19 protein-coding genes and 1 riboswitch are annotated in these 22714 nt (G+C 48.7%); of the genes, 13 read left to right on the top strand and 6 right to left on the bottom strand.

What is annotated here, in order from left to right:
• Window positions 1-28 precede the first annotated feature (28 nt).
• On the bottom strand, window positions 29-1312 hold the full coding sequence (gene bzaB, locus CPZ25_RS11185; protein ID WP_096918577.1) for a B12 lower ligand biosynthesis ThiC-like protein BzaB: 1284 nt from the start codon (window positions 1310-1312) through the stop codon (window positions 29-31).
• Window positions 1313-1325: 13 nt separating this feature from the next.
• Window positions 1326-2609: a phosphomethylpyrimidine synthase ThiC gene (thiC, locus tag CPZ25_RS11180; RefSeq protein WP_096918578.1), complete on the bottom strand. Its 1284-nt coding sequence runs from the start codon at window positions 2607-2609 to the stop codon at window positions 1326-1328.
• A 112-nt stretch (window positions 2610-2721) separates the two neighbouring features.
• Window positions 2722-2893, bottom strand: a riboswitch (cobalamin riboswitch).
• 664 nt (window positions 2894-3557) lie between these two features.
• Between thiC and CPZ25_RS11175 the strand changes: the two genes are divergently transcribed.
• The 5 genes from CPZ25_RS11175 to CPZ25_RS11155 all read left to right on the top strand — a co-directional run bounded on the left by CPZ25_RS11175 (window position 3558) and on the right by CPZ25_RS11155 (window position 9419).
• Complete coding sequence (locus tag CPZ25_RS11175; protein WP_096918579.1) at window positions 3558-4745, top strand: phosphoenolpyruvate hydrolase family protein; 1188 nt, start codon at window positions 3558-3560, stop codon at window positions 4743-4745.
• A 145-nt stretch (window positions 4746-4890) separates the two neighbouring features.
• Window positions 4891-6105, top strand: a complete 1215-nt coding sequence (locus tag CPZ25_RS11170; protein ID WP_096919225.1) for a Tm-1-like ATP-binding domain-containing protein — start codon at window positions 4891-4893, stop codon at window positions 6103-6105.
• A gap of 25 nt (window positions 6106-6130) precedes the next feature.
• Window positions 6131-6961, top strand: a complete 831-nt coding sequence (locus CPZ25_RS11165; protein WP_013382456.1) for a phosphoenolpyruvate hydrolase family protein — start codon at window positions 6131-6133, stop codon at window positions 6959-6961.
• A 187-nt stretch (window positions 6962-7148) separates the two neighbouring features.
• Entirely contained in the window at window positions 7149-8396 is a 1248-nt protein-coding gene (locus tag CPZ25_RS20665; RefSeq protein WP_207670820.1) for a hypothetical protein, read from the top strand.
• 150 nt (window positions 8397-8546) lie between these two features.
• Window positions 8547-9419, top strand: coding sequence for a DMT family transporter (locus CPZ25_RS11155; protein ID WP_074618133.1), 873 nt, complete (start codon window positions 8547-8549; stop codon window positions 9417-9419).
• Between the two features lie 6 nt (window positions 9420-9425).
• On the opposite strand, the gene CPZ25_RS11150 is transcribed toward CPZ25_RS11155, so the two are convergent.
• From CPZ25_RS11150 to CPZ25_RS11135, 4 genes are all read right to left on the bottom strand, one after another.
• Window positions 9426-10007: a Maf family protein gene (locus tag CPZ25_RS11150; RefSeq protein WP_096918580.1), complete on the bottom strand. Its 582-nt coding sequence runs from the start codon at window positions 10005-10007 to the stop codon at window positions 9426-9428.
• Window positions 10008-10143: 136 nt separating this feature from the next.
• Window positions 10144-11397: an ammonium transporter gene (locus CPZ25_RS11145; protein WP_096918581.1), complete on the bottom strand. Its 1254-nt coding sequence runs from the start codon at window positions 11395-11397 to the stop codon at window positions 10144-10146.
• Window positions 11398-11588: 191 nt separating this feature from the next.
• Window positions 11589-11927: a P-II family nitrogen regulator gene (locus tag CPZ25_RS11140; RefSeq protein WP_096918582.1), complete on the bottom strand. Its 339-nt coding sequence runs from the start codon at window positions 11925-11927 to the stop codon at window positions 11589-11591.
• A 105-nt stretch (window positions 11928-12032) separates the two neighbouring features.
• On the bottom strand, window positions 12033-14153 hold the full coding sequence (locus CPZ25_RS11135; RefSeq protein ID WP_058693293.1) for a glutamine synthetase III family protein: 2121 nt from the start codon (window positions 14151-14153) through the stop codon (window positions 12033-12035).
• A gap of 799 nt (window positions 14154-14952) precedes the next feature.
• Here CPZ25_RS11135 and CPZ25_RS11130 point away from each other — a divergent pair.
• From CPZ25_RS11130 to rbr, 8 genes are all read left to right on the top strand, one after another.
• Window positions 14953-16056 (top strand): class II glutamine amidotransferase, encoded by a 1104-nt coding sequence (locus CPZ25_RS11130; protein ID WP_074618134.1) that lies wholly within the window; start codon window positions 14953-14955, stop codon window positions 16054-16056.
• Window positions 16057-16059: 3 nt separating this feature from the next.
• Complete coding sequence (locus tag CPZ25_RS11125; protein WP_096918583.1) at window positions 16060-17565, top strand: glutamate synthase-related protein; 1506 nt, start codon at window positions 16060-16062, stop codon at window positions 17563-17565.
• Between the two features lie 2 nt (window positions 17566-17567).
• The gene (locus CPZ25_RS11120; protein ID WP_096918584.1) at window positions 17568-18026 is read left to right on the top strand and encodes a 4Fe-4S dicluster domain-containing protein; all 459 of its coding nucleotides are present in this window, start codon (window positions 17568-17570) and stop codon (window positions 18024-18026) included.
• The gene (locus CPZ25_RS11115) at window positions 18019-19257 is read left to right on the top strand and encodes an NAD(P)/FAD-dependent oxidoreductase (RefSeq protein ID WP_096918585.1); all 1239 of its coding nucleotides are present in this window, start codon (window positions 18019-18021) and stop codon (window positions 19255-19257) included. The genes CPZ25_RS11120 and CPZ25_RS11115 overlap by 8 nt, the downstream gene beginning before the upstream one ends.
• A gap of 11 nt (window positions 19258-19268) precedes the next feature.
• Window positions 19269-19991, top strand: coding sequence for a GltB/FmdC/FwdC-like GXGXG domain-containing protein (locus CPZ25_RS11110; protein WP_096918586.1), 723 nt, complete (start codon window positions 19269-19271; stop codon window positions 19989-19991).
• An 11-nt stretch (window positions 19992-20002) separates the two neighbouring features.
• Window positions 20003-21301: a glutamine synthetase family protein gene (locus CPZ25_RS11105; RefSeq protein ID WP_096918587.1), complete on the top strand. Its 1299-nt coding sequence runs from the start codon at window positions 20003-20005 to the stop codon at window positions 21299-21301.
• A 41-nt stretch (window positions 21302-21342) separates the two neighbouring features.
• Window positions 21343-21912, top strand: coding sequence for an ANTAR domain-containing response regulator (locus CPZ25_RS11100; protein WP_058693300.1), 570 nt, complete (start codon window positions 21343-21345; stop codon window positions 21910-21912).
• 84 nt (window positions 21913-21996) lie between these two features.
• Window positions 21997-22596 carry a rubrerythrin gene (gene rbr / locus CPZ25_RS11095; protein WP_013382441.1) on the top strand — a complete coding sequence of 200 codons (600 nt, stop codon included), beginning with the start codon at window positions 21997-21999 and terminating at the stop codon, window positions 22594-22596.
• The last annotated feature ends 118 nt before the right edge of the window (window positions 22597-22714 follow it).

The following is a 22714-nucleotide window of genomic DNA, read 5'->3' as shown; positions in this document are numbered from 1 at the left end:
TACCTGATTTTTAAGACACCGTGAACGGTCAGGCAATGCCGAAAAATTCAGCGGCGACATCTGCCGGGCACTTGCTTTTGCCGCAGGCAGCACAGCCGTGGCTTTCGGGCTCAGCTTTCAGCTTGCTTTCAAGGTATTCTGGATCAAGAGCGTTGGCAACCTGGGCTTTTTCATCCCGCGCCACCCGCGCCTTGGACATTGCCAGAGAGCGATTCCACGCATTGCCGCCACGTTTTAGGACATTGGCGGCGTCCGCCGCAATTTTGGTTGTACGGACACCCATACGTACATCGTCTTCGTTTGGCAGGCCAAGGTGTTCGGCCGGAGTCAGATAACAGAGGAAGTCTGCGCCGTGCATGCCGGCAAAGGCGCCGCCAATGGCCCCGGTAATATTATCATAGCCTGGTGCCACATCGGTTGCCAGGAAGCCTAAGATATAGTAGGGAACACCGTAGCAGAGCTGCTTCTGGAGCTGCATGGTGGTTGCGATCTGGTTAAGCGGCACGTGACCAGGCCCTTCGATCATGACCTGCACACCAGCCTCCAGCGCACGCTTGGTCAGCTCGCCGGCAACGATGAGGCCCTGTACCTGGGCGGAGTCCAGAGAGTCTGCATTGGCACCGGGGCGGATGGCGTCACCGATGGATAATACGGTATCCGTAGCCTTGAGAATTTCAAGGAGACGGTCAAAATGCTCGTACAGCGGATTTTCCTTTTCGTTGTGGAACATCCAGGCTGTCAGGAAAGAGCCACCTCGGCTGACAACGTCGGTGACGCGGCCGCTTTTTTTGAGAGCGTTGAGAACAGACCAGTTTAAGGCAGAGTGGATGGCCATAAAGTCCATGCCTTCCTGGCATTGCTTTTCAACGGTGTCAAAGAGCTCATCCTCGGTCATGCCAACCATGCTGCCGTGCTTTTCAATGGCTTCAACGCTGGCCTGATAAACAGGCACACAGCCTGCCGCAATATTGGAGATTGTAAGACTCTGTTTGCGCATGGCGTCAATATCGTCGCCGGTGGATAAATCCATAAAGGCATTGGCGCCGCATTCTTCCAGAATACGCAGCTTCTTTGCTTCCATTTCCATATCGTTACGGTCGGAGGAGGTTCCCATAAGACCGTTAACTTTTACATCCAGACCGCCGCCAATACCGCAGATTTTATCGCGGCTGCGAAATTTATTTTTGGGGATAACGATGTGGCCCTTGGCGACCCCTTCGCGTACAAATTCCGGGGTAACCCCTTCAATCAGGGCGACCTTTTCCATTTCTTCTGTAATGTGGCCTTTGCGGGCTTCTAGCATCTGTGTCATTGTCTTGTCCTCCTTACTCTGCTCTCAAATATTTTTCAACAATTTTCATGGCGCAGTATTTACCGCACATGGTACATTCCGAGGTAAAGCTGGTGCTGCGTTCACGCCAGACACGCTCGGCGGTTTCAGGGTCGATGGAAAGCTTGAACTGTTCTTTCCAGTTCATGGCCCGGCGGGCGACAGACATATCCAAATCCCATTTGACAGCCTGAGGATGCCCTTTTGCTACATCGCCGGCATGAGCGGCAATGCGTGAGGCCATGACGCCCTGATAGACATCATCGACATTTGGCATACCAATATGCTCAGCCGGGGTGACATAGCAGAGAAAATCTGCGCCGGCGTAAGCGGCAACCGCGCCGCCGATGGCAGAGGTGATGTGGTCATAACCGGCAGCTGCGTCGGTGGGCAGACAGCCGAATACAAAGTAAGGAGCGCCGTAGCAGAGCTTCTTTTCAAGCTGTACAGTCGTGGCGATTTCATCGAGCGGCACATGGCCAGGTCCTTTAACCATGACCTGCACGCCGGCTTCTCTGGCACGTCTGACCAGACCGCCGAGAATGACCAGCTCCTCAACCTGGGCATGGTCGAGGGAGTCTGCAATACAGCCCGGACGCATACCGTCCGCAAAGCTCAGCACAACGTCGTATTTTTTGCAGATTTCAATGAGGCGGTCAAATTCAGTATACAAAGGATTTTCGGTATTGTTATAGAGCATCCAGCCAATGAGGTGGGAGCCGCCGTAGCTCACAAGGGGATCGATACGGCCTTCATCCTTGGCGCGGTGAATAACAGAGAGGGTGGTTCCGGGGTGCACTGCGATGAAGGCAACGCCCTGTGACGCCTGTTTTTCAATCATGTCGAACATATCGTCCGGCGTCATATCCAGCGCAGTGCCATATTTGGCTTCGGCGACAGACAGGGTTTCGTACATGGGCAGCGTGCCGACTGGACGGCCAACCGTGGAGAGTACCTTTTCGCGCATTTCTTCAATGGGGCCGCGGACAGAGAGATCCATAATGGTATCGGCGTGAGCCTTGACAGCCGCGTCGATTTTTGCCATTTCACCGTCGATGGTGTCGGCTTCCTCATACATTCCCACACTGGCGCTGACCTTGGTAAACAGGCCCTTACCAACAGCCACGGGATGAATGTTTTCTCTTGAGCTGTAAAGAATGACAATATCACCGTTAGCGACGCCCTCGCAGATAAACTCTGGGCGAACGCCTTCTTTTTCAGCAACGTACTGCATTTCCGCGGTAATTTCACCGCATTTCGCTTTTTCCAACAAAGTCATGGTTTTTAAATCCTCCTAAAACAAAAATGAACTTGTCGTAAAAGCAGCTGGAAATTAAAAAATGGTAAAATCCATAGCTGCTTTACCAGCTATGAACTTTACCATCGTTCATACGCGTTAAGAATCATAGGCAGGTCTCCTGACTTACGGATTAACATAAACCGACGCCTTCCCTTTCAGTGGCACTTGCCGGTCACTACCGCTTACAGTGATGGGTTCGCTCAGGACTTTCACCTGATTCCCTATTCTCCCCTTGTGGGGCACCATATCATTCACAGTTATTAACTTGGTTTTATTATAACGGCATTTTTTTCTTTTTGCAAGCGTTATCTGCAATTTTTGATGTACTATAAAAAAACCATTTCAGGAAAAGCCCACTGGGAGTTGCCCTCAGAGGGTTTTGCGCGTATAATTTTATTATGAGAAAACTTTAAGAATTTACCAGGCATATTTTGGGACAGACGAGAAAAAAGAACCGCAGGTAAAGGCTTTAGAGAGAAAACAGGATAAAAATATCATAAACCTTACCCGCCTGGTAAATATGGCGAAAAATGGCTGACTCAAAGGGATAAGAAGGAATTTGTTGTTTTAAGATCGGCTTGTTTGCTATCGTTGAAGTTTAACATGAGATGTATTTAAATGAAGGGGCGAAAAGGGAATTTATAAAGTATTCTTGTTGAAGTTTAACATGAGATGTATTTAAATCCCTCTGCTGTTTGATGTGATGTAAAACTTGTTATTCGTTGAAGTTTAACATGAGATACCTTTTTATTAAACAATATTTTACGAAGCTTTTCAGATTAGATTTTGCGAATGCTTAGCATAGTCTTTCTGGCTGTTGTGATATTAGGGTTCCATGTTTTAGAAAGATTACGAAGCAGAGGAAGAGATTGGGCTGGGTTTAAGCATAGTGTCGGATAATGGATAAAAAGATGAGGAGGGAAGTGCATGCTTTCGAGGGAAGCTTTTCTGGAGAAACTGAAAAAAGAAATTGAGGCAGAGAACCATTTGATTGCAGTCGCATCTGGAACAGGACTGACAGCAAAATACGCAATTCAGGGCGGCGCTGATTTTCTTCTGGCCTTGAACTCAGGCATTTTCCGCGGGATGGGGCGAGGTTCTCTCGGCGGGCTTTTACCCTACGCCAACAGCAATGATATGGTCTATGAGTTTGGTGTACGGGAGCTTATTCCGCTGGTAGGCGATTTTCCTGTTATATTTGGCTTAAACGCCACAGACCCTACAAGGGATATGACCGCTTATCTAGATAAAATTAAGCGGAGTGGGTTTATCGGGATTAATAATTATCCGACGATTGGTCTCATTGACGGTAAATTCAGGGAGGCACTGGAGGAAAGCGGCAGCGCTTTTGAGTATGAGGTAGAGGCCTTTCGTATAGCCCATGAGCAGGGAATGGTGACGGTAGCTTTTGTATTTGATGAAGACCAGGCGGAGGCGATGCTGGACGCTGGAACAGACATACTCTGTGTGCATCTTGGCCTTACTCAGGGCGGTATGCTCGGGGCGGCAAAGGCACTGTCTCTGGTAGCCAGCAAAGACCGTGTTGAAGCAATTTATGCACTTTGTGACCGGCGGCGCCCTGAAGTGATTAAAATGCTCTATGGCGGCCCGGTAAAAACGCCGGTAGATGTGCAGTATATGTATCAAAACACCACTGCCCACGGTTATATCGGAGGCTCAGCCTTTGACCGGATTCCCACTGAAAAGTCTCTTATGAACATTACCAAGGCTTTTAAGACAACTGACGACATCGATGAGAGTGATCTGATGTCCAAGATGCTCAATGGGATTACCAAGTATTACGACTATACGGGTTTTATAAAGGAATATGTGAAGGAAAACTATATGAATGAGATATCCTTTCTAGATCTCGCAAAGGTCTGCCATGTTTCCAGAAGCCATTTGAGCGCTCTGTTTAAAAAGGAGGTGGGATGCAGCTTTCCAGAGTATCTGGTCAACTTCAGAATTCATAAGGCGGCCAAGCTGCTGAAAGAAGAAAACTTAAGGGTTTCTGAAGTGTCTGAGCTGGTAGGTTATCAGGATGTAGCCCATTTCAGTAAAATGTTCAAGAAATATATGGGGGTTTCACCGAAAACGGTTAAACATAAGACATAAACACAAATTGGAAAGACATAAGCACATGTACTTTGTAAAGGTTTGGCAGTATCATATAAGTACACCAGATAATACAGATGCTCGTCATTGGCAGACAGTGGCTGTCTGGAAATCATCTGGAATCTTTTACAGGGGGTAAATGCATTTGAAGACAATCGCAATTGCAGGAACATTTGATTCTAAGGGTCATGAATACGCGTATGTCAAGGATCTGATCGAAAGCCTAGGACTGAACACACTGACCATTAATACTGGCGTTTTTGAACCGGTATTTGAAGCAGATGTTTCCAACGAGGAAGTCGCGAAAGCGGCGGGGGCAGACATAAAGGAAATTGCAGCTAAGGGTGACCGTGCTTACGCGACAGAGATTTTATCAAAGGGAATGGAAATTCTTGTTCCACAGCTATACCAGGAAGGTAAGTTTGACGGAATCATTTCTTTTGGCGGAAGCGGCGGCACCTCTCTGGTAACACCGGGGATGCGTAAACTGCCCATCGGCGTTCCCAAGGTAATGGTATCCACCATGGCCTCTGGCGACGTGTCAAATTATGTCGGCACCAGCGATATTGTCATGATGCCGTCTGTTGTGGATGTAGCGGGCCTAAACTCCATATCCACTAAAATCTTTGCCAATGCGGCCTTTGCTATTGCTGGTATGGTGAAATTTGAAGATACTCATGTGATCGAGAAAAAACCACTGGTAGCGGCCACAATGTTTGGTGTTACCACTCCATGCCTCACAGCAGCCCAGGAATATCTGGAAGACAGAGGCTATGAAGTGCTGATTTTCCATGCAACGGGTACAGGCGGACAGTCTATGGAAGCCCTGGTGGAAGGCGGCTTTATCGAGGGTGTCCTGGATATTACGACAACGGAATGGGCCGACGAGCTGGTCGGCGGTATTTTAGCGGCAGGCCCGCACCGTTTGGAAGCAGCCGGTAAAATGGGTGTTCCACAGGTTGTTTCGGTCGGCGCTGTCGATATGGTTAACTTTGGCCCAATGGATTCTGTCCCGGAAAAATTCAAGGGGCGTAATCTGTATAAGCATAATCCGATGATTACTCTCATGCGGACAACCGTAGAAGAAAATAAGGAAATCGGCCATGTTATCGCGGAAAAGCTGAGCGCAGCCAAAGGGCCGGCAACCATCATGCTACCGCTTAAAGGGGTATCAGGTATTGACGCTGAGGGTGAGCCCTTTTATGGTCCAGAAGAGGATAAAATGCTCTTTGATACCATCCGCAGTGAAGTTAACCGCGATGTGGTGGATCTGGAAGAATTTGACATGCATGTCAATGATAAGGAATTTGCAGAAGCGGCAGCTCAAAGATTAATCGACTTAATGCAGGCTGCAAAATAAATAAAATATTTAAAGGAGAACGATAATGAATCAACAAACAAGAGCGGAAATTGTTAAAATGTATAAGGAACAGAGAGCTAAAGGCGATATTTTAGTTGGTGTCGGCGCAGGTACCGGGATCACAGCTAAAAGCAGTGAACGCGGCGGCGCAGACATGCTGATTATCTACAACTCCGGCCGTTACAGAATGGCTGGACGCGGCTCTCTGGCGGGCTTGCTGTCCTATGGCGACGCTAACCAGATCGTTGTTGAAATGGCGTCTGAGGTACTGCCGGTTGTTAAGGATACCCCAGTACTTGCTGGTGTCTGCGGTACAGATCCTTTCCGCGTTATGGATGTTTTCTTAAAAGAATTAAAAGACATGGGGTTCAGCGGCGTTCAGAACTTCCCGACTGTTGGTTTGATCGACGGCGTTTTCAGACAGAATCTGGAAGAAACAGACATGGGTTATGATCTGGAAGTTGAAATGATCCGTAAAGCGCATGAGCTGGATCTTCTGACGACACCTTATGTTTTTGATCCAGACCAGGCACGTAAAATGGCAGAAGCCGGCGCGGATATTTTAGTTGCACACATGGGGTTAACCACTAAAGGAACCATTGGCGCGAAAACTGCTTTAACGCTGGATGACTGTGTTGTAAAAGTACGCGACATCATGGAAGCCGGCCGTGAAGTTAATCCGGACATTATGGTTATCTGCCATGGCGGCCCGATTGCAGAACCAGAGGATGCCAAATATGTTATTGACCGTATCGACGGTATTGACGGTTTCTTCGGCGCTTCCAGCATCGAACGGTTTGCGGCGGAAAAAGGGATTACCGCTCAGACAGAGGCCTTTAAAGAAATTAAAAAATAAACATTGAATGTAATCAGTAATCTCTTTCGGGGACTATAAGAGATTTTTTACCCGGCAGCCAGTATTGGCTGCCGGGTTTCTTAATTTTACCAAATGAGTCCTGTTATTACTGAAATTGACTGTGACTTTCACTCGTTTTGGGGTACAATAAAGTTAATTGAATTCTATAAAAAGGGGGAATGCGATTTTGAAGAAAAAATCCATGGCAACCACTGTTGCTGTCATGTCTGTCATTGCTTTATTTGTCTTTGGCTGCGTGCAGTATGTTAGCGCCAATGATACCAATGAACCAGTCACCGCTGCCGACGGGTCTGTGACCCTGACCAGTAATGAAAGGGTTCAGGGCGATATGACCATTAGGGAGGGGAGCGCGGAAGGTGATATTTATGTCCGTAATACCCAGGTGGATGGAGACATTTTCGTTATTCCCGATGCAGACAGTAAAACCGTCCATCTGGAAAACACCAGTTTCCAGGATCTTATCGTCAATAAAACCGGAACGGTTGTAACGCTCGATAAAGCATCTCGCGGCAACAGCTTTTTTGTCAGCAGCCCGGCAGCAGCCGAAATCGGCGGAAAAATACCTGAGGTTAAAATTTCTCAGGTCGCTGGCGGCAGCAATCTTACCGTCACACCCGATGCCGGTGTTGATCAGATGGTCATTGATGGACAGCAAACAGAAGTTACCATTAACAGCAGTATGAAAAAGATAGTGGTCAGTCCAGGTGCCGCAGGGTGCCGCCTGAATATTAACGCTCCGGTAGAAACCCTTGATTTGAACGCGAGAGTGGATGCTGTTGTGGGTGCAAATATCCAGACCATGCTGCTGACTAACGGCGCCAAGGGTAGTAATGTTACCCTGACAAACGGCGCTGTAATTGATAATTTTGCCTCTGAGGCGCAGATGACCCTTGGAGGAGACGGCAGTATTAATACCATGTATGTCAATTCGCCTGCCAACATTACTGGCGGTGTGGCAACCGGTAAAATCAATGTGCTGAACCACCCCATCGAACGTAAGGCAGAGGGTAATGCCATCAATATGGACCCCAACGCCAGCCCGTTTCAGATGTCACAGCCCCCGCTGCCGATGATCACACAGTCTCTGGAACAGCCTGAAAACCGTAAAGAAGAGCCATCTTCAGCTTCTCAGAGCACAGAAACCGCAGCACCAAGACAGGAAGTCACTGCTGCGCCTGAACAAACGGTAACGCCACCAGCGCCGGAAACACCGGCAGTGACGCCAGCGCCTGAGCCTGAACCAGCTCCCGCGCCCACTCCGGAACCAGCGCCTGAGCCTGCTCCAGAACCTGAGCCAGAACCAGAACCTGAGCCTGCTCCAACGCCAGACCAGACGCCGAGTAATGATGAACCGGAAGCGGCTCCGCAGCCAACCGCAGTGGTTGTAGAAGCGGATGACGCTGCAGTTAGTTAAATCTCTTTATTAAAATAAAAACCAGTTTTGATCCATGTGATCAAAACTGGTTTTTATTTTGAAGATTTGCTTGACGAATTGTCCTGAAAAGCTTAGACTGGGAAGTACTTACCTAAAAACAAAAAAGACCGGCCGGGAAATGGTGTGTTGATGAAAAATTCAAAAAGTATTGTATACGGAAGCTTTATTATTTTGCAGTGCATGTTCTGGGGACTGGGGAATCCTGTTGCTAAAATAGGGATGGAAACGATCTCCCCTTTTTATTGTCTTGCCCTGCGTTTCTTGATTGCCTTTATCATCTGTTATGGTTTATTTTACAAAAAGATCAAGGCACAGATCAATAAAAATAATTTTAAGGACGCGGTGGCTATCAGTATTTTTAATTCTGCGGCCTTTATTTTTTCAACGCTGGCGCTCATTTACAGCAGCGCCACCATTGCAGGGTTTTTGATGGCACTGGCGGTTATTTTTACTCCATTCATGTCCTATATCGTTCTGGGCAAAAAATTAAAAAAACGGACGCTTCTCTTTGTCGGGCTGGTCGTGCTGGGCTTGTATTTTCTGTGTGGAAGCCAGGGGAGCTTTAGTTTTGGAATCGGTGAGCTGCTGGCTCTGCTCAGCTCGGTTTCCTACGCGGCGACGATTACTTACAGCTCAAAGCATATAACCAATATCGGGCCAGAGGTATTGTCGACCATTCAATCTGGTGTGGCAGCAGTGATCTGCTTTATTTTTGCGTTTCTTCTGGAGGATGGACGGGTGCTCACCCAGGCCGGACTCGCTGGATGGTCCGCCGTGGTGTATCTGGCTATTGGCTGTACGGTAATAGCTTACCTGCTTCAAAATGTTGCCCTTAAGCATCTGTCAGCTGTCTTTGTATCGCTGGCGCTTTGCTCGGAACCCATCTTTACAGCCTTTTTTTCATTCTTTTTACTGGGGGAACGCCTCACGCTCAGCGGTATTTTTGGCGCTGCTCTGATCATGGCAAGCATTGTGCTGGCCTCGCTCTTTAACGGAGAGTGAAGCGGCTTATTTTTGGGACTGTCCTATCTGCGCTTTAAAGCTTTTGAGTTCTCGTACCAGCCGGCTGATGGGCAGGCCGACCACATTGTAGTAATCACCATCAATCTTTTCCACAAGCAGGGCGCCTTTTCCCTGAATGCCGTAGGCGCCGGCCTTATCCATGGGTTCTCCGGTGGCGATATATGCCCGTATTTCTTCCTCAGACAGAGGAAAGAAAGTAACATCTGTGCGTGTGCAGAAGGCGTTTCGATGGCCGGATTTGGTGTAAATACAGACGCCTGTAAAGACCTGATGCGTTTTGCCGGAGAGCGCGGAGAGCATCTCAAAGGCCTCTTCACTGGTATCAGGCTTACCGTAAATGTGCTTACCGACCGCGACGATGGTATCCGCGCCGATGATGAGATCATCCGGGAAATGTTCGGCGGCCAGCTGGGCTTTTCGGGTGGCCAGCATCATGACCGCGCCCTCTGGCGGGGTACAGCAGAGAATGGTTTCATCAGCGTCTACCGGGCGGGCTTCAAAGGGAATGCCAGCCAGGGTCATGAGCTCTTTGCGCCGCGGTGACGCAGAGGCGAGTATGGTTTTCATAAGGAACTCCTTTTTATTGCGTGTTGGTTAGCCTTATTATATGCCTGGAAAGCTAAAAAAACAAGCCTCTCGCCCAAAGGCGGAGAGGCTTGTTGAAGGAGAGCGAATTTAACAGTGGTTTCTGATGCTTTAATATTTACTGGATTCTGCTTACAAAGTCTGCATAGGCCTCGCATCCATGCTCATGAACATCGAGCCCCTCAATTTCGACCACCCGCGGAACCCGGAGACCGTGGCATTTTTTAATGATGAAGAACATTGCGCCAGAGGTTAAAAGAGCCCAGGCGGCCACTGAGATAATCCCCAGAAGCTGAACACCCAGCAGGGTGAAGCCGCCGCCGTAAAGCAATCCGGTGACAGCGTCCTCGGTGCCGGGCGCGTAGTTGGCTAAAAGGCCAACCAGCAGAGTACCCATAACGCCGCAGCCGCCGTGGACGCTGATGGCGCCCACAGGATCGTCGATTCTGAGCTTTGCGTCGATAAAAGGAACCAGGAGGGAGACGGTGATGCCACAGATCAGACCAACGAGAAGTGCGCCCCACAGCGTGATGACCTGACAGCCGGCAGTGATGCCGACCAGTCCTGCCAGCACACCGTTGAGTGTCATGGAGACATCAGGCTTTCCATAGCGCAGCCAGGTAAAGAACATGACGGTTAAACCGCCGACACAGGCAGCCAGGTTGGTGGTCATGGCAATATGGCCGATATCGCCGTTTACAGCCAGTGTGGAGCCGCAGTTAAAGCCAAACCATGCAAACCAAAGGATGAATACGCCCAAGGCGCCCAGTGTCAGAGAATGGCCTGGAATGGCATTGGCTGAGCCGTCTTTATTGTATTTACCGATGCGCGGCCCAACCATAATTGCGCCCATCAGTGCAACCCAGCCGCCCACGGAGTGGACAGCGGTGGAGCCGGCAAAGTCGATAAAGCCCATCTGTGCCAGCCAGCCGCCGCCCCAGATCCAGTGGCCTGAAACGGGGTAGATGATGAGGCTGACAAAGGCAGAGCAAATACAGTAGGCGGTAAATTTTGTTCTTCCGGCAACAGCGCCAGACACGATGGTGGCTGCGGTTGCGCAAAAAACCGTCTGAAAGAAAATGAACAGCTCTGGCGTAACAGCGTCAAACTGATCCAGAGACAGGGCAGTGGGATTGAAGAAACCGGCAGTGCCGATGATGGCGCCGTCGCCGCCAAACATAACGGCAAAACCCACACACAGGAACAGGACAGAGCCGACCATAAAGTCGACGAAATTTTTCATGATAATATTACCGGCATTTTTGGCGCGGGTAAAGCCAGTTTCTACCATGGCAAAGCCTGGCTGCATGAACATAACAAGGCAGGCTGCCAGGAAAACCCATACAATATCTGCTAATTGCTGCATTTCCATAATAAGACCTCTTTCTGAATAAAAAAAATAAGGGATCGGTTTTGATTTTTATAGAGTGTGTAAAAATCAAAATCTATCCCCGTTGATAAATAATGGTTTGAGTATTTAATTGTTATAAGTGCGTTTTAAAAATTGTTTATTGCTTTAGTAAATCGAAAAGTGCTGAACAGTAAGGAGATACCGAGCTGTTCTTAAAGGGCGTCCGAGCCAGTTTCGCCAGTTCGGATACGGATAACGTCGGAGACATCATAAACAAAGATTTTACCACCGCCGATTTCATCAGTGGTAAGACGGTCGGTCACCAGCTTGATGATGATGTCGGCAGTCTCATCATCTGTGATGGTTTCAACCTTGATTTTTGGCAAAAAGTTTACGGTATAGGATGTACCGCGGTAGGATTTTTTAAAGCCCTTTTGGTTACCGTAGCCCATAATGTTGGTAATCATCATTCCCTGTACATCGCAGGTATTTAAAAGGTCTTTTAAATCTTCCAGCATGTCGGGCTTAATGACTATTTCTAATTTTTTCATAAGAACCTCCTTTTAGATTTTATAATAAAAAAGAGGCGCCCGCTTCTGGATCGATTTCCAGAATTGCGGGCTCCTCTTTGAGCCGATTAAGAAAGGGTTATATCATTATACATAGAAGAGCAGGTCTTCATAGATGGGGTATGGCCAGTATTTTTCACCGACCATGGTTTCCAGCTCGTCTGCGGTTGCGCGCAGGCTTTCCATGGCTTCAATGACCTTATTCTGGTAGAATCTGGCCTGCTCCTGCACATCCTCGATGCCCTGGGCTTCAATGACGGTTTTATCGAGAATTTCGACCTTTTTAACCAGAGAGCCGGATAATTTAGAGACAGTCTCCAGTACTGTTTCTTCCGCTGTTGCGTCGATGAAATCACCGAGGGCTTTTTTCTGTGTTAAAATAGCTGCCAGATCCTTGGTGTAGTCCAGAACCGCTGGAAGAATTTCACGTTTTGCCATGGTCAGCATGGTTAAGGCTTCGATGTTTAGGGTTTTGCTGTAATCCTCAAAATGGATTTCCTGACGGGCATCCAGCTCGCCGTGGGTATAAATGCCGTGTTTATCAAACAGCTCGACATTTTTAGGTTCACAATAGGTTGCAAAAGCATCCGGTGTAGCTTTCAGGTTTGGCAGACCGCGGCGTTCTGCCTCCTGAACCCACTCTTCAGAGTAGTTGTTACCGTTGAATACAACGCGTTTATGTGCTTTAAGGGATTCTCTTAGCAGTTCGATCAGTGCGGGTTTGAAATCATCTGCCGCTTCCAGCTTATCAGCAAACTCGCCGAGTACCTCAGCAACCATTGTGTTGAGGGCAATGTTCGGGCCGGCGATGGACTGGTTTGAGCCAAGCATTCTGAATTCAAACTTATTGCCGGTAAAGGCAAACGGCGAAGTACGGTTACGGTCGGTTGCATCAACAATAAAGTTTGGCACTGCGTCTACGCCCAAGTCCATCACCAGATCTTTTGCTTCTTCGACCGGTTTACCGGTTTCGAGTGATTTAAGCGCTGGTGTCAGCTGGTCGCCCAGGAAGATGGATACAATGGCTGGCGGAGCCTCATTTGCGCCGAGCCGGTGATCGTTGCCGGCGCTTGCAACCGTACAGCGCAGTAACTCAGGATAGCGGTCAACCGCTTCGATCACAGCGACCAGGAAGGTTAAGAACTGTAGGTTTTCGGAGGGGGTTTTACCTGGGTTCAGCAGGTTTTCACCGGTATCTGTGCTTAAAGCCCAGTTATTGTGTTTACCGGAGCCGTTGACGCCGGCAAAGGGCTTTTCATGAAGCAGGCACTGCAGGTCGTGTCTGAAGGCTACCCGCTGCAGCGTTTCCATGATCAGCTGGTTGTTGTCAGTAGCCAGGTTAGAGGTTGAGAAAACCGGCGCCAGCTCATGCTGTGCGGGGGCAACCTCGTTGTGGCGGGTTTTTGAGGGAATGCCAAGCTCCCATAATTCGCGGTCAACGTCGCGCATGAAGTGGCAGACACGTCCGCGGATACGGCCAAAATAGTGGTCTTCCTTTTCCTGGCCCTTAGGAGCTTTTGAGCCGAACAGGGTTCTGCCGGTGAGGATCAAGTCCTTACGCTTTTTATACATATCTCTTTCGATCAGGAAGTATTCCTGCTCTGCGCCGACTGTGGTTGTAACCTTTTTGACATCCGTTTTGCCAAAGAGTCTGAGGATACGGATGGCTTCATCACTGATAACCTTCATGGATCTTAAAAGCGGTGTTTTTTTATCCAGAATTTCACCGGAGTAGGAAATAAAGGTTGTTGGAATATACAGTGTTGTTCCTTTTACAAAAGCAAAAGAGGTCGGGTCCCACGCAGTGTAGCCTCTTGCTTCAAAGGTTGCGCGAAGGCCGCCTGAAGGGAAGGAGGAAGCGTCTGGCTCGCCCTTGATCAGTTCTTTACCGGAGAATTCCATGATGACCTTGCCCTCTTCAGTCGGGCTGATGAAAGCGTCGTGCTTTTCTGCGGTGATACCGGTCATTGGCTGGAACCAGTGCGTGAAGTGGGTGGCGCCCTGTTCCAGAGCCCAGTCCTTCATGGCGTTTGCGACAACCTCGGCCACATTTTCATCCAGAGGGGTATCTTCTTTGATGGTACTCATCATGGACTTGTAAATGTGCTTTGGCAGACGCTTGCGCATTACCGTAATATTAAACACTTTTGAACCGAAAAGATCAATAACGTCATTCTTACAATCTTTTACTTCTAACTCTTCAGACATAACAGCCTCCTAAATATAGATAATATGATTTTATTTTTCCTGCGTATGATAATGATACATGGGGTCGTTTATAATGTAAAGGGAAAGATTAACCGTCACAGAAGAAAGGGAGATTTCTCTGCGCGGCAATCATTCCATGAGGAGGCGGAGAAATTGAGGCGTTTCTCCGCCGATTAATTAAGGTATCCTGAGGAACTTATAAACAGTTCATTTTAAGGAAGCATTGGTTGTCAATAAAAATAGATGCAACTGCCTGTGGAAGAAAGATACCGTCATTAACTTTTTAAACTCAAGCAAAGAAGATAATAAAAAAAGGCGCTATTAAAAGTGCGAAAACACTCTCAACAGCACCATTGCTATCTTCAATTGCGGAATGTTGTTTCCGCGTTTCTCTCAAGTTGTGATGTCATTATAGACCAATTCCAGAGGGTTGTAAAGGGGTTTTTAAAGAAAAATGCATTGAAACGGTTATCAAGATTACAATAAATTTACAGGAGCATATTGTATACATTTTGCAATCCTTATCAGGCAATTTTTGATTGAACTTGTATACAATCTATGGTATAAATATTAAAAATAAATAAGTACTCAATTAAGAACAATGGCGTTCGAACCGTACAGGATCAAAACAGACTGTATATGTAAAGATGGATAACACTGGCGTTGTCCAATCTGACATATGCGCGTTTAAAATGTGTTTTTGAAGTTTTGATCAGGGGTTGGTTCGTCATGTTCTTTTTTTATTGTTTTAATTCAGAGACAATGCGGTATTCAATTTACGTAAAAGAAGGAGAGAGCTATGTTAAAAAAAGAAGGACAAATCAGAATCCCAAGCGGTTGTGCGATCTCGGGAATCATACATAAAAAGGGAAAACCTGTGATTAACGGCAGCCAGATTGTGGATTCTATCGCGGTTATGCATGATCGTTCGAACGGGCTGGGCGGCGGCTTTGCGGGATATGGAATTTATCCGGAATACGCAGACTCCTACGCGTTTCATGTCTTTTATGACGACTTTAAAGCCAGACAGGAAACGGAGCGCTATCTGGATAAATACTTTGACGTGGTTAATCTGAGCCGGATACCCGTGCGTAAAAATAAAAATATCAAGGACGAGCCTCTGATATGGCGTTACTTTGTCGATCCGATCTTCACTAAAATACAGGAGGAGAAGGGCGAAATTGATGAAGAAAAATTTATTGTTGATACAGTGTTCTACATTAATACCTATATCGACGGCGCCTATATCTTTTCAAGCGGAAAGAACATGGGCGTTTTTAAAGCTGTTGGGTTTCCTGAGGATGTCGGTGATTTTTACAAGCTTGAGGAATATGACGGCTACTGCTGGACAGCCCATGGCCGTTATCCGACCAATACGCCAGGCTGGTGGGGCGGCGCCCATCCTTTCGCGCTTCTGGATTACTCTATTGTCCACAATGGGGAGATTTCCTCTTACGATGCAAACCGGCGTTTCATTGAGATGTTCGATTATAAGTGCACCCTTCTGACCGATACAGAGGTTATTACCTACATTATTGATTTTTTAAACCGCAAGCAAGGCTTTGATTTTGAGGACATTGCCAGCATCATCGCTGCGCCTTTCTGGGAAGAAATCGAAAAGATGGAGCCGGAGAAGGCCAGACGCTTTAAAACACTCCGCAACACCTTTGCCAGCCTGCTGATCACCGGTCCCTTTTCAATCATGTGTGGTTTTACCGATGGATTAATGGCACTGAACGACCGGCTGAAGCTGCGTTCGATGGTGGCCGGGGAAAAGGACGAGGTGGTTTATATCGCCAGTGAGGAAAGCGCTATCCGCGCGGTGTGTCCGGATGTAGGCGATATCTGGGCGCCAAAGGGTGGTGAACCCATCATTGTCCGAGTGAATCGTGAAGGAGAATAAACAATGGGAATCAATTATATTTATCCGCAATACGAAATTGTCAGAAATCCAAACCGCTGCATCAAATGCCGGGTCTGCGAAAGACAGTGCGCCAACGAGGTGCACAGCTATGATGCAGAGCTGGATGTTATGAAAGCAGACGAGACCGGCTGTGTGGACTGCCAGCGCTGTGTGAGTATGTGCCCGACACGCGCCCTTAAGATTGTCAAGACCGACAACCAGTTCAGGGAAAATTACAACTGGAAGCAGAGCACCATCGAGGAAGTTTACCGCCAGGCGGGCAGCGGCGGTGTCCTGCTCTCCTCCATGGGAAACCCCAACGAATACCCGGTATATTGGGATAAAATGCTCATTAACGCCAGCCAGGTAACTAATCCGTCCATCGACCCGCTGCGCGAGCCAATGGAGACAAAGGTGTTCCTGGGTAAAAAGCCTGGTCAGCTGGAGATGGATAAAGAGGGAAACATTATTTCCGAGATTCCACCGCAGATTGAGCTGGAGCTGCCCATTATGTTTTCGGCCATGTCCTACGGTTCCATCAGCGAAAACGCCCACAAGTCCCTTGCCCGTGCGGCAACGGAGCTTGGAACCTGCTACAATACCGGCGAGGGCGGTTTAAACAAGGGCCTGTACCAGTACGGGCAAAACACCATCGTCCAGGTAGCTTCCGGCCGCTTTGGCGTGCATGAGGATTACCTGATGGCCGGTGCCGCCATTGAGATTAAAATGGGACAGGGTGCAAAGCCCGGAATCGGCGGTCATCTGCCCGGTAAAAAAATCGGGGAAAAGGTGTCAAAAACCCGCATGATTCCAGAAGGGGCTGACGCCATATCACCAGCGCCCCATCATGATATTTATTCCATTGAGGACCTGCGTCAGTTGATTTTTTCATTAAAAGAGGCCACCGGCTACACTAAGCCGGTGATTGTCAAAATCGCCGCGGTTCACAATGTGGCCGCCATTGCATCGGGCATTGCGCGCTCGGGCGCAGACATCATTGCCATTGACGGCTTTAGAGGCGGTACCGGCGCGGCGCCGACCCGTATCCGTGACAACGTTGGGATTCCCATTGAACTGGCGCTGGCGGCGGTGGATCAGCGTCTGAGGGATGAGCAGATCCGCAATGATATCTCCATCGTTGTCGGCGGCAGCATCCGCAGCTCCGCCGATGTGGTCAAGGCCATTGCCCTTGGCGCAGATGCCTGCTATATTGGCACTGCCGCCCTTCTGGCCCTCGGCTGTCATTTATGCCGCCACTGCCAGAGCGGCCGCTGCAACTGGGGCATCGCCACACAGCGTGAGGATCTTGTAAAACGGCTGAATCCGGAAATTGGCGCACAACGCCTCACCAACCTCATGCGTGCCTGGAATCATGAAATCCAGGAAATGATGGGCGGTATGGGCATCAACTCCATCGAGTCTCTCAAGGGAAACCGCCTGATGCTGCGGGGCATTGGCCTGTCCGATAAGGAATTGGAAATATTAGGAATAAAACATGCGGGGGTTTAATGATGAAACGAGTATATGTCAATGAAGAATGGTGCCTGGGCTGTCACCTTTGCGAATATCAGTGTGCTTTTGCAAACTCCGGCGAGGAGGATATGTTCAAGGCCTTTAATCGAAAGGAAAAACCATTGCCGCGCATCCGTGTGGAGGATGGTATGGAAAACGGGGAGGAAATCCATTTTGCGGTTTCCTGCCGCCACTGCAAAACACCCTACTGCGTCAAGGGCTGCATTACCGGCGCTTTATCGGTCGGGGAAGATGGTGTGATTAAAATCGACGATACACGCTGCGTGGGCTGTCGTACCTGTATTGCCATGTGCCCCTACGGCTGTCTGGTGGTTGGTCACACGAAAACCATGCTGAAATGTGAACTGTGCACAGAAAACGGCGGTGAGCCAGCCTGTGTTAAAAACTGTCCGAACCGTGCCATTGTTTTTGAAGAAAGGGGTGCTGTCAATGAATAAGACAAAGTATTTAATCATCGGAAATTCCGCCGGAGCCATCGGCGGCGTCATGGGTATCCGCAAAGAGGATCAGGACGGCAGCATCACGATTATCAGCGCAGAAAAACACCACACCTATTCAAGACCATTGATCTCCTACTGGCTGGAGGGCAAAGTCTCCCAGGAGAAAATGATTTACCGGGATGAGGATTTTTATGAAAAAAATGCCTGTGAGGTAATACTTGGTACAAGGGCAGAGCGCATTGACCCGGAAAAGAACCAGGTGCGCCTGGCGGACGGCAGGGTCATCGCCTATGAAAAGCTTCTGGTGGCGACGGGCTCTGTTCCCTTTGTGCCGCCGATCAAGGGGAGGGAGACGGCCAAAAACACCTTTACCTTTACAACCATGGATGACGCGGCTGGCGTGGGTGAGATTCTGGATAAAAATTCTAAAGTCGTCATTTTAGGCGCGGGGCTCATTGGCCTGAAGGCAGCTGAAGCGGTTGTGGGACAATGCGCGGGTGTGACGGTAGTAGATCTGGCAGACCGGGTGCTGCCCAGTGTTCTGGACGCAGAAAGCGCAGAGATTATCAAGGCGCATCTGATGAGCCGGGGAATGGTTTTAAAGCTGGAAACCAGTATTACCGAAATCGGCGATATGGAGGTTGCTCTGAGTGACGGTGAGCTTCTCCCCTATGATATTCTTATTCTGGCAGTGGGGACAAGACCGGAGATGTCACTGGTCGAGCAGGCTGGCGGAAAGGTGGAACGTGGGATTGTGACCGATGATCACCAGCAGACCAGCCTGAAGGATATTTACGCGGCTGGAGACTGTACCCAGAGCTATGATAGTACCTCACAGACGGCTAAAAACATGGCGATTCTGCCAAATGCCTATATGCAGGGTGAGGTGGCAGGACAAAATATGGCCGGCGGCAGCGCTGTGTACGAAAAGGCCTTTCCGGTAAATTCCATGGGGCTTCTGGGCCTGTATATGATGACGGCAGGCAGCTATATCGGCGAAGCCACTACTGTTAAAACCGATGAAAGCTATAAGAAGTTTTATATAAAGGACGGCGTTTTAAAGGGCTGTATCATCATCGGTAATTGCTGTCGCGGCGGTATTTATACCGATATGATCCGCGAACAGATTCCCCTTGAGACAGTGGATATGCAAAGGCTGATAAAAGAGCCGGGCCTCATGGCTTTTAAACCCGGGGAACGTTATGCAAAGCTCAGTGCAGAGCATTAGGAGGAACAAGGATGATCATTGAAGCAGGAAAAAAATATTATACCGAGCTAAACCGTGAGGTAAAGGCAGCAGAGGACCGTGAGATTACCATCAAGGGGGTTCTGGGCCAGCGCTATATTGGTACTGGCGTTAAAAACAAAAATATTACGGTTTACGGCACACCGGGCAATGCCATGGGGGCATATTTAAGCGGCACAAATATTACGGTTTACGGCAACGTGCAGGATGCAGTGGGCGACACCATGGATAACGGCGATATCGTGGTTTATGGAAACGGCGGCGATACCCTGGGCTATGGCATGCGCGGCGGCAACATCTACATCCGCGGCAACGGAGGCTACCGCGCAGGCATTCACATGAAAGCTTATATGGAGCACCAGCCCGTGGTGGTGATCGGCGGAAAGGTCGGGTCTTTTTTGGGCGAGTATCAGGCCGGCGGGACCATTGTGGTTCTGGGGCTGGGCGTGGAAAACGCTTTTCCGGCAGGCGGCTACTGTGGGACGGGTATGCACGGCGGAGCCATGTATATCCGCAGTGATGTGCCGCCCACAGAGCTGGCACCGCAGGTAGTGGCAGAGCTGTGCACACCTGCAATGCTGGAGCCGGCCATGGCCTGTATTGAAAACTACTGTCATTATTTTGACGCTGATATTAAGGAGATTTTAGCAAAACCCTTTTATAAATTGACACCAGGCGCCAACAATCCTTATAATGATTTATATACAGCGTATTAAGGAGAGAGAAAATGAATCTTGGCAAAAAAACACTCGATGCCGTCAGTTATATTGAGGAAAATGATATTAAATTTATCCGGATGCAGTTCTGCGATATCTATGGGCAGAGCAAAAATATCGCCATATCCAACGAGCAGATCGAGCGCGCCATTCTCTATGGTGTGCCCTTTGACGCCAATTCTGTGGCAGGCTGTCTGGATGCGGATCATTCTGATTTGATCCTGCACCCAGACCTGTCCACCCTTCAGATTCTGCCCTGGCGGCCGCAGCAGGGCAAGGTGGCCAGAATTCTCTGCGATGTGAAATACCCGGACGGTACGAATTTTGAAGGAGACAGCCGTTATATATTGAAGGAGCAGATGAAAAAAGCCGAGAAGCTGGGCTATCGCTTTAACGTGGGCGCAGAATGTGAATTCTTTCTGTTCCGCCTTGGGGAAAACGGCGAGCCGACCAGAGAGCCGGTTGACGACGCCGGCTATTTTGACCTGGCTCCCTTTGACCGCGGCGAAAATACGCGGCGTGAGATTATCCTGACGCTGGAGGAAATGGGGTTTGAAATCGAAAGCTCCCATCATGAATCGGCCCGGGGACAGCATGAGATCGACTTTAAATACAGTGGCGCCCTGGAGTCCGCGGACAACATCATGACCTTTAAGACAGTGGTTAAGACCATTGCCCAGCGCAACGGCCTGCATGCCACCTTTATGCCAAAGCCCCTCAATGGTCAGCCAGGCAGCGGCATGCATATTAATATGTCGCTTATGAGAGACGGCGAAAATATTTTTACCAGTGATTTCGGCGGGCTGACCGATGAAGCCAGATGGTTTGCCGCCGGTGTGCTCGGGCATATCCGAGGGATCAGCGCGCTATCCAACCCGCTGGTCAATTCTTACAAGCGTCTGATGGACGGCTACGAAGCGCCCCAGACTGTCAGCTGGGGCTACGGCTCCCGATCGCCGCTTATTCGTATCCCGGCCGCTGTGGGCGATTACTGCCGTATGGAGCTCAGAAGCCCGGACCCGGCCTGCAATCCCTATCTTACCTTTGCGCTGGTTCTGGCAGCCGGCCTTGAGGGGATTGAAAAGAAACTGCCTCTGATGGATCCGCTGGGGGAAGCGCCCGCAGCGCTTCAAAAACTGCCCATGACATTAAGGGAAGCGCTGGGAGAAATGGAAAAGGATACCCTGGTGACAGAAGTCCTCGGCGAGAAGACAGCGCAGAAATATATTCAGCTTAAAAGCTGGGAATGGAGACAATACATCGGAATGGTCCATGAGTGGGAAATTGACCGTTATTTTTCAACCTTCTAATCTGGGAAGAATAAAAACCTGAAAAAAGGGGGGATGAAATAATGAGTAATGTGTTGTTGGTATGCAGGCAGAACGAGATTACAAAAGCACTGACGGAGATCATGCGGGGTATGGATTTCAGCATGATTGACGCGGTCCCCTCCGGCAGTGAAGGCCGAAGGCGTCTTCAGGAAATAGAGTATGATATGGTCATTATCAATACCCCCCTGGGCGATGAGTTCGGTATCGAGCTGGCCCTTGATACGATCGAAAAGTATCTGATCGGCGTAGTGCTTATCGTAAAAAACGAGCTGGTAGAACATGTGGAGGCCAAGCTGATGGACACAACAGCCTTCGTGGTGTCTAAGCCCATCAACCGCCAGTTTTTGACCCAGAACATCAAGTTTGTGCTGCACTCAAAGGAAAAGATGCAGCGTCTTAAGGAACAGAACGAAAAGCTGCAAAAGAAAATGGATGATATTAAGATCATTTACCGGGCCAAGCTGTGCCTGATGGGTTATCTGAATATGACCGAGGAACAGGCCCATCGTTACATACAGAAGCAGGCAATGGATATGCGGATATCACCCCGGCAGGTTGCAGAAAACCTCATCCGGACCTACGAGCGCTGAAAAGATTTTAAGAACCTGTTTATTCCTCTGAAATAGGTGTATAAATAATATAAGAACGTCTTGTTTCAAGGAGGAATAAACAAAATGGGTAAATTAAAAGGAACGAAAACACTGGAAAATCTGATGAAGGCATTTGCAGGTGAAAGCCAGGCCCGCAACCGTTATACTTTTTTTGCGTCAAAAGCTAAAAAGGAAGGCTATATTCAGATCCAGAATATTTTTTTGGAAACAGCAGCCAATGAAAAAGAACACGCCGAAATGTTCTACAAATACATCGTGGAAAATGAAGGTCTGGACGGCGAAGCCATGATGGTCGGCTTTACCGCAGAATATCCTGTCAGCTTGAGTGACGACACCCGCACCAATCTGATCAACGCCGCTGCCGGCGAACGCGAAGAATGGAGCGACTTGTACAATAACTTTGGAAAAACCGCTGAAGAAGAAGGCTTTAAAGATATTGCGGCTACCTTCAAATATATTGTAGAGGTTGAAAAAGCCCATGAAGCCCGCTATTTAAAATTAGCTGAAAACATTGAAAAGGAACGCGTATTTAAGCGTTCAGAATCTGTCAAATGGAAATGCGGAAACTGCGGCTATATCAGCGAAGGCAAGGAAGCGCCAAAGGTATGCCCGGCCTGCAAGCACGGCAGAGAATACTTTGAATTATTTGTAGAAGCTTATTAAAGAACATTTAGAACGAACCGAGCTCCGGAGGTCAGAGAAACTGACTCCGGAGCTTTTTTTGAAATATTTTAAGACAGTTTTGTTATAATCGTTGCACAAAATAAAGGGAGGAATAAAA

The sequence above is a fragment of the Eubacterium maltosivorans genome (genome assembly GCF_002441855.2).
GTDB classification, from domain to species: Bacteria; Bacillota; Clostridia; order Eubacteriales; family Eubacteriaceae; genus Eubacterium; species Eubacterium maltosivorans.
Note: the sequence above shows the minus strand (reverse complement) of the source record. Positions and strands in the feature narration are given on the sequence as shown.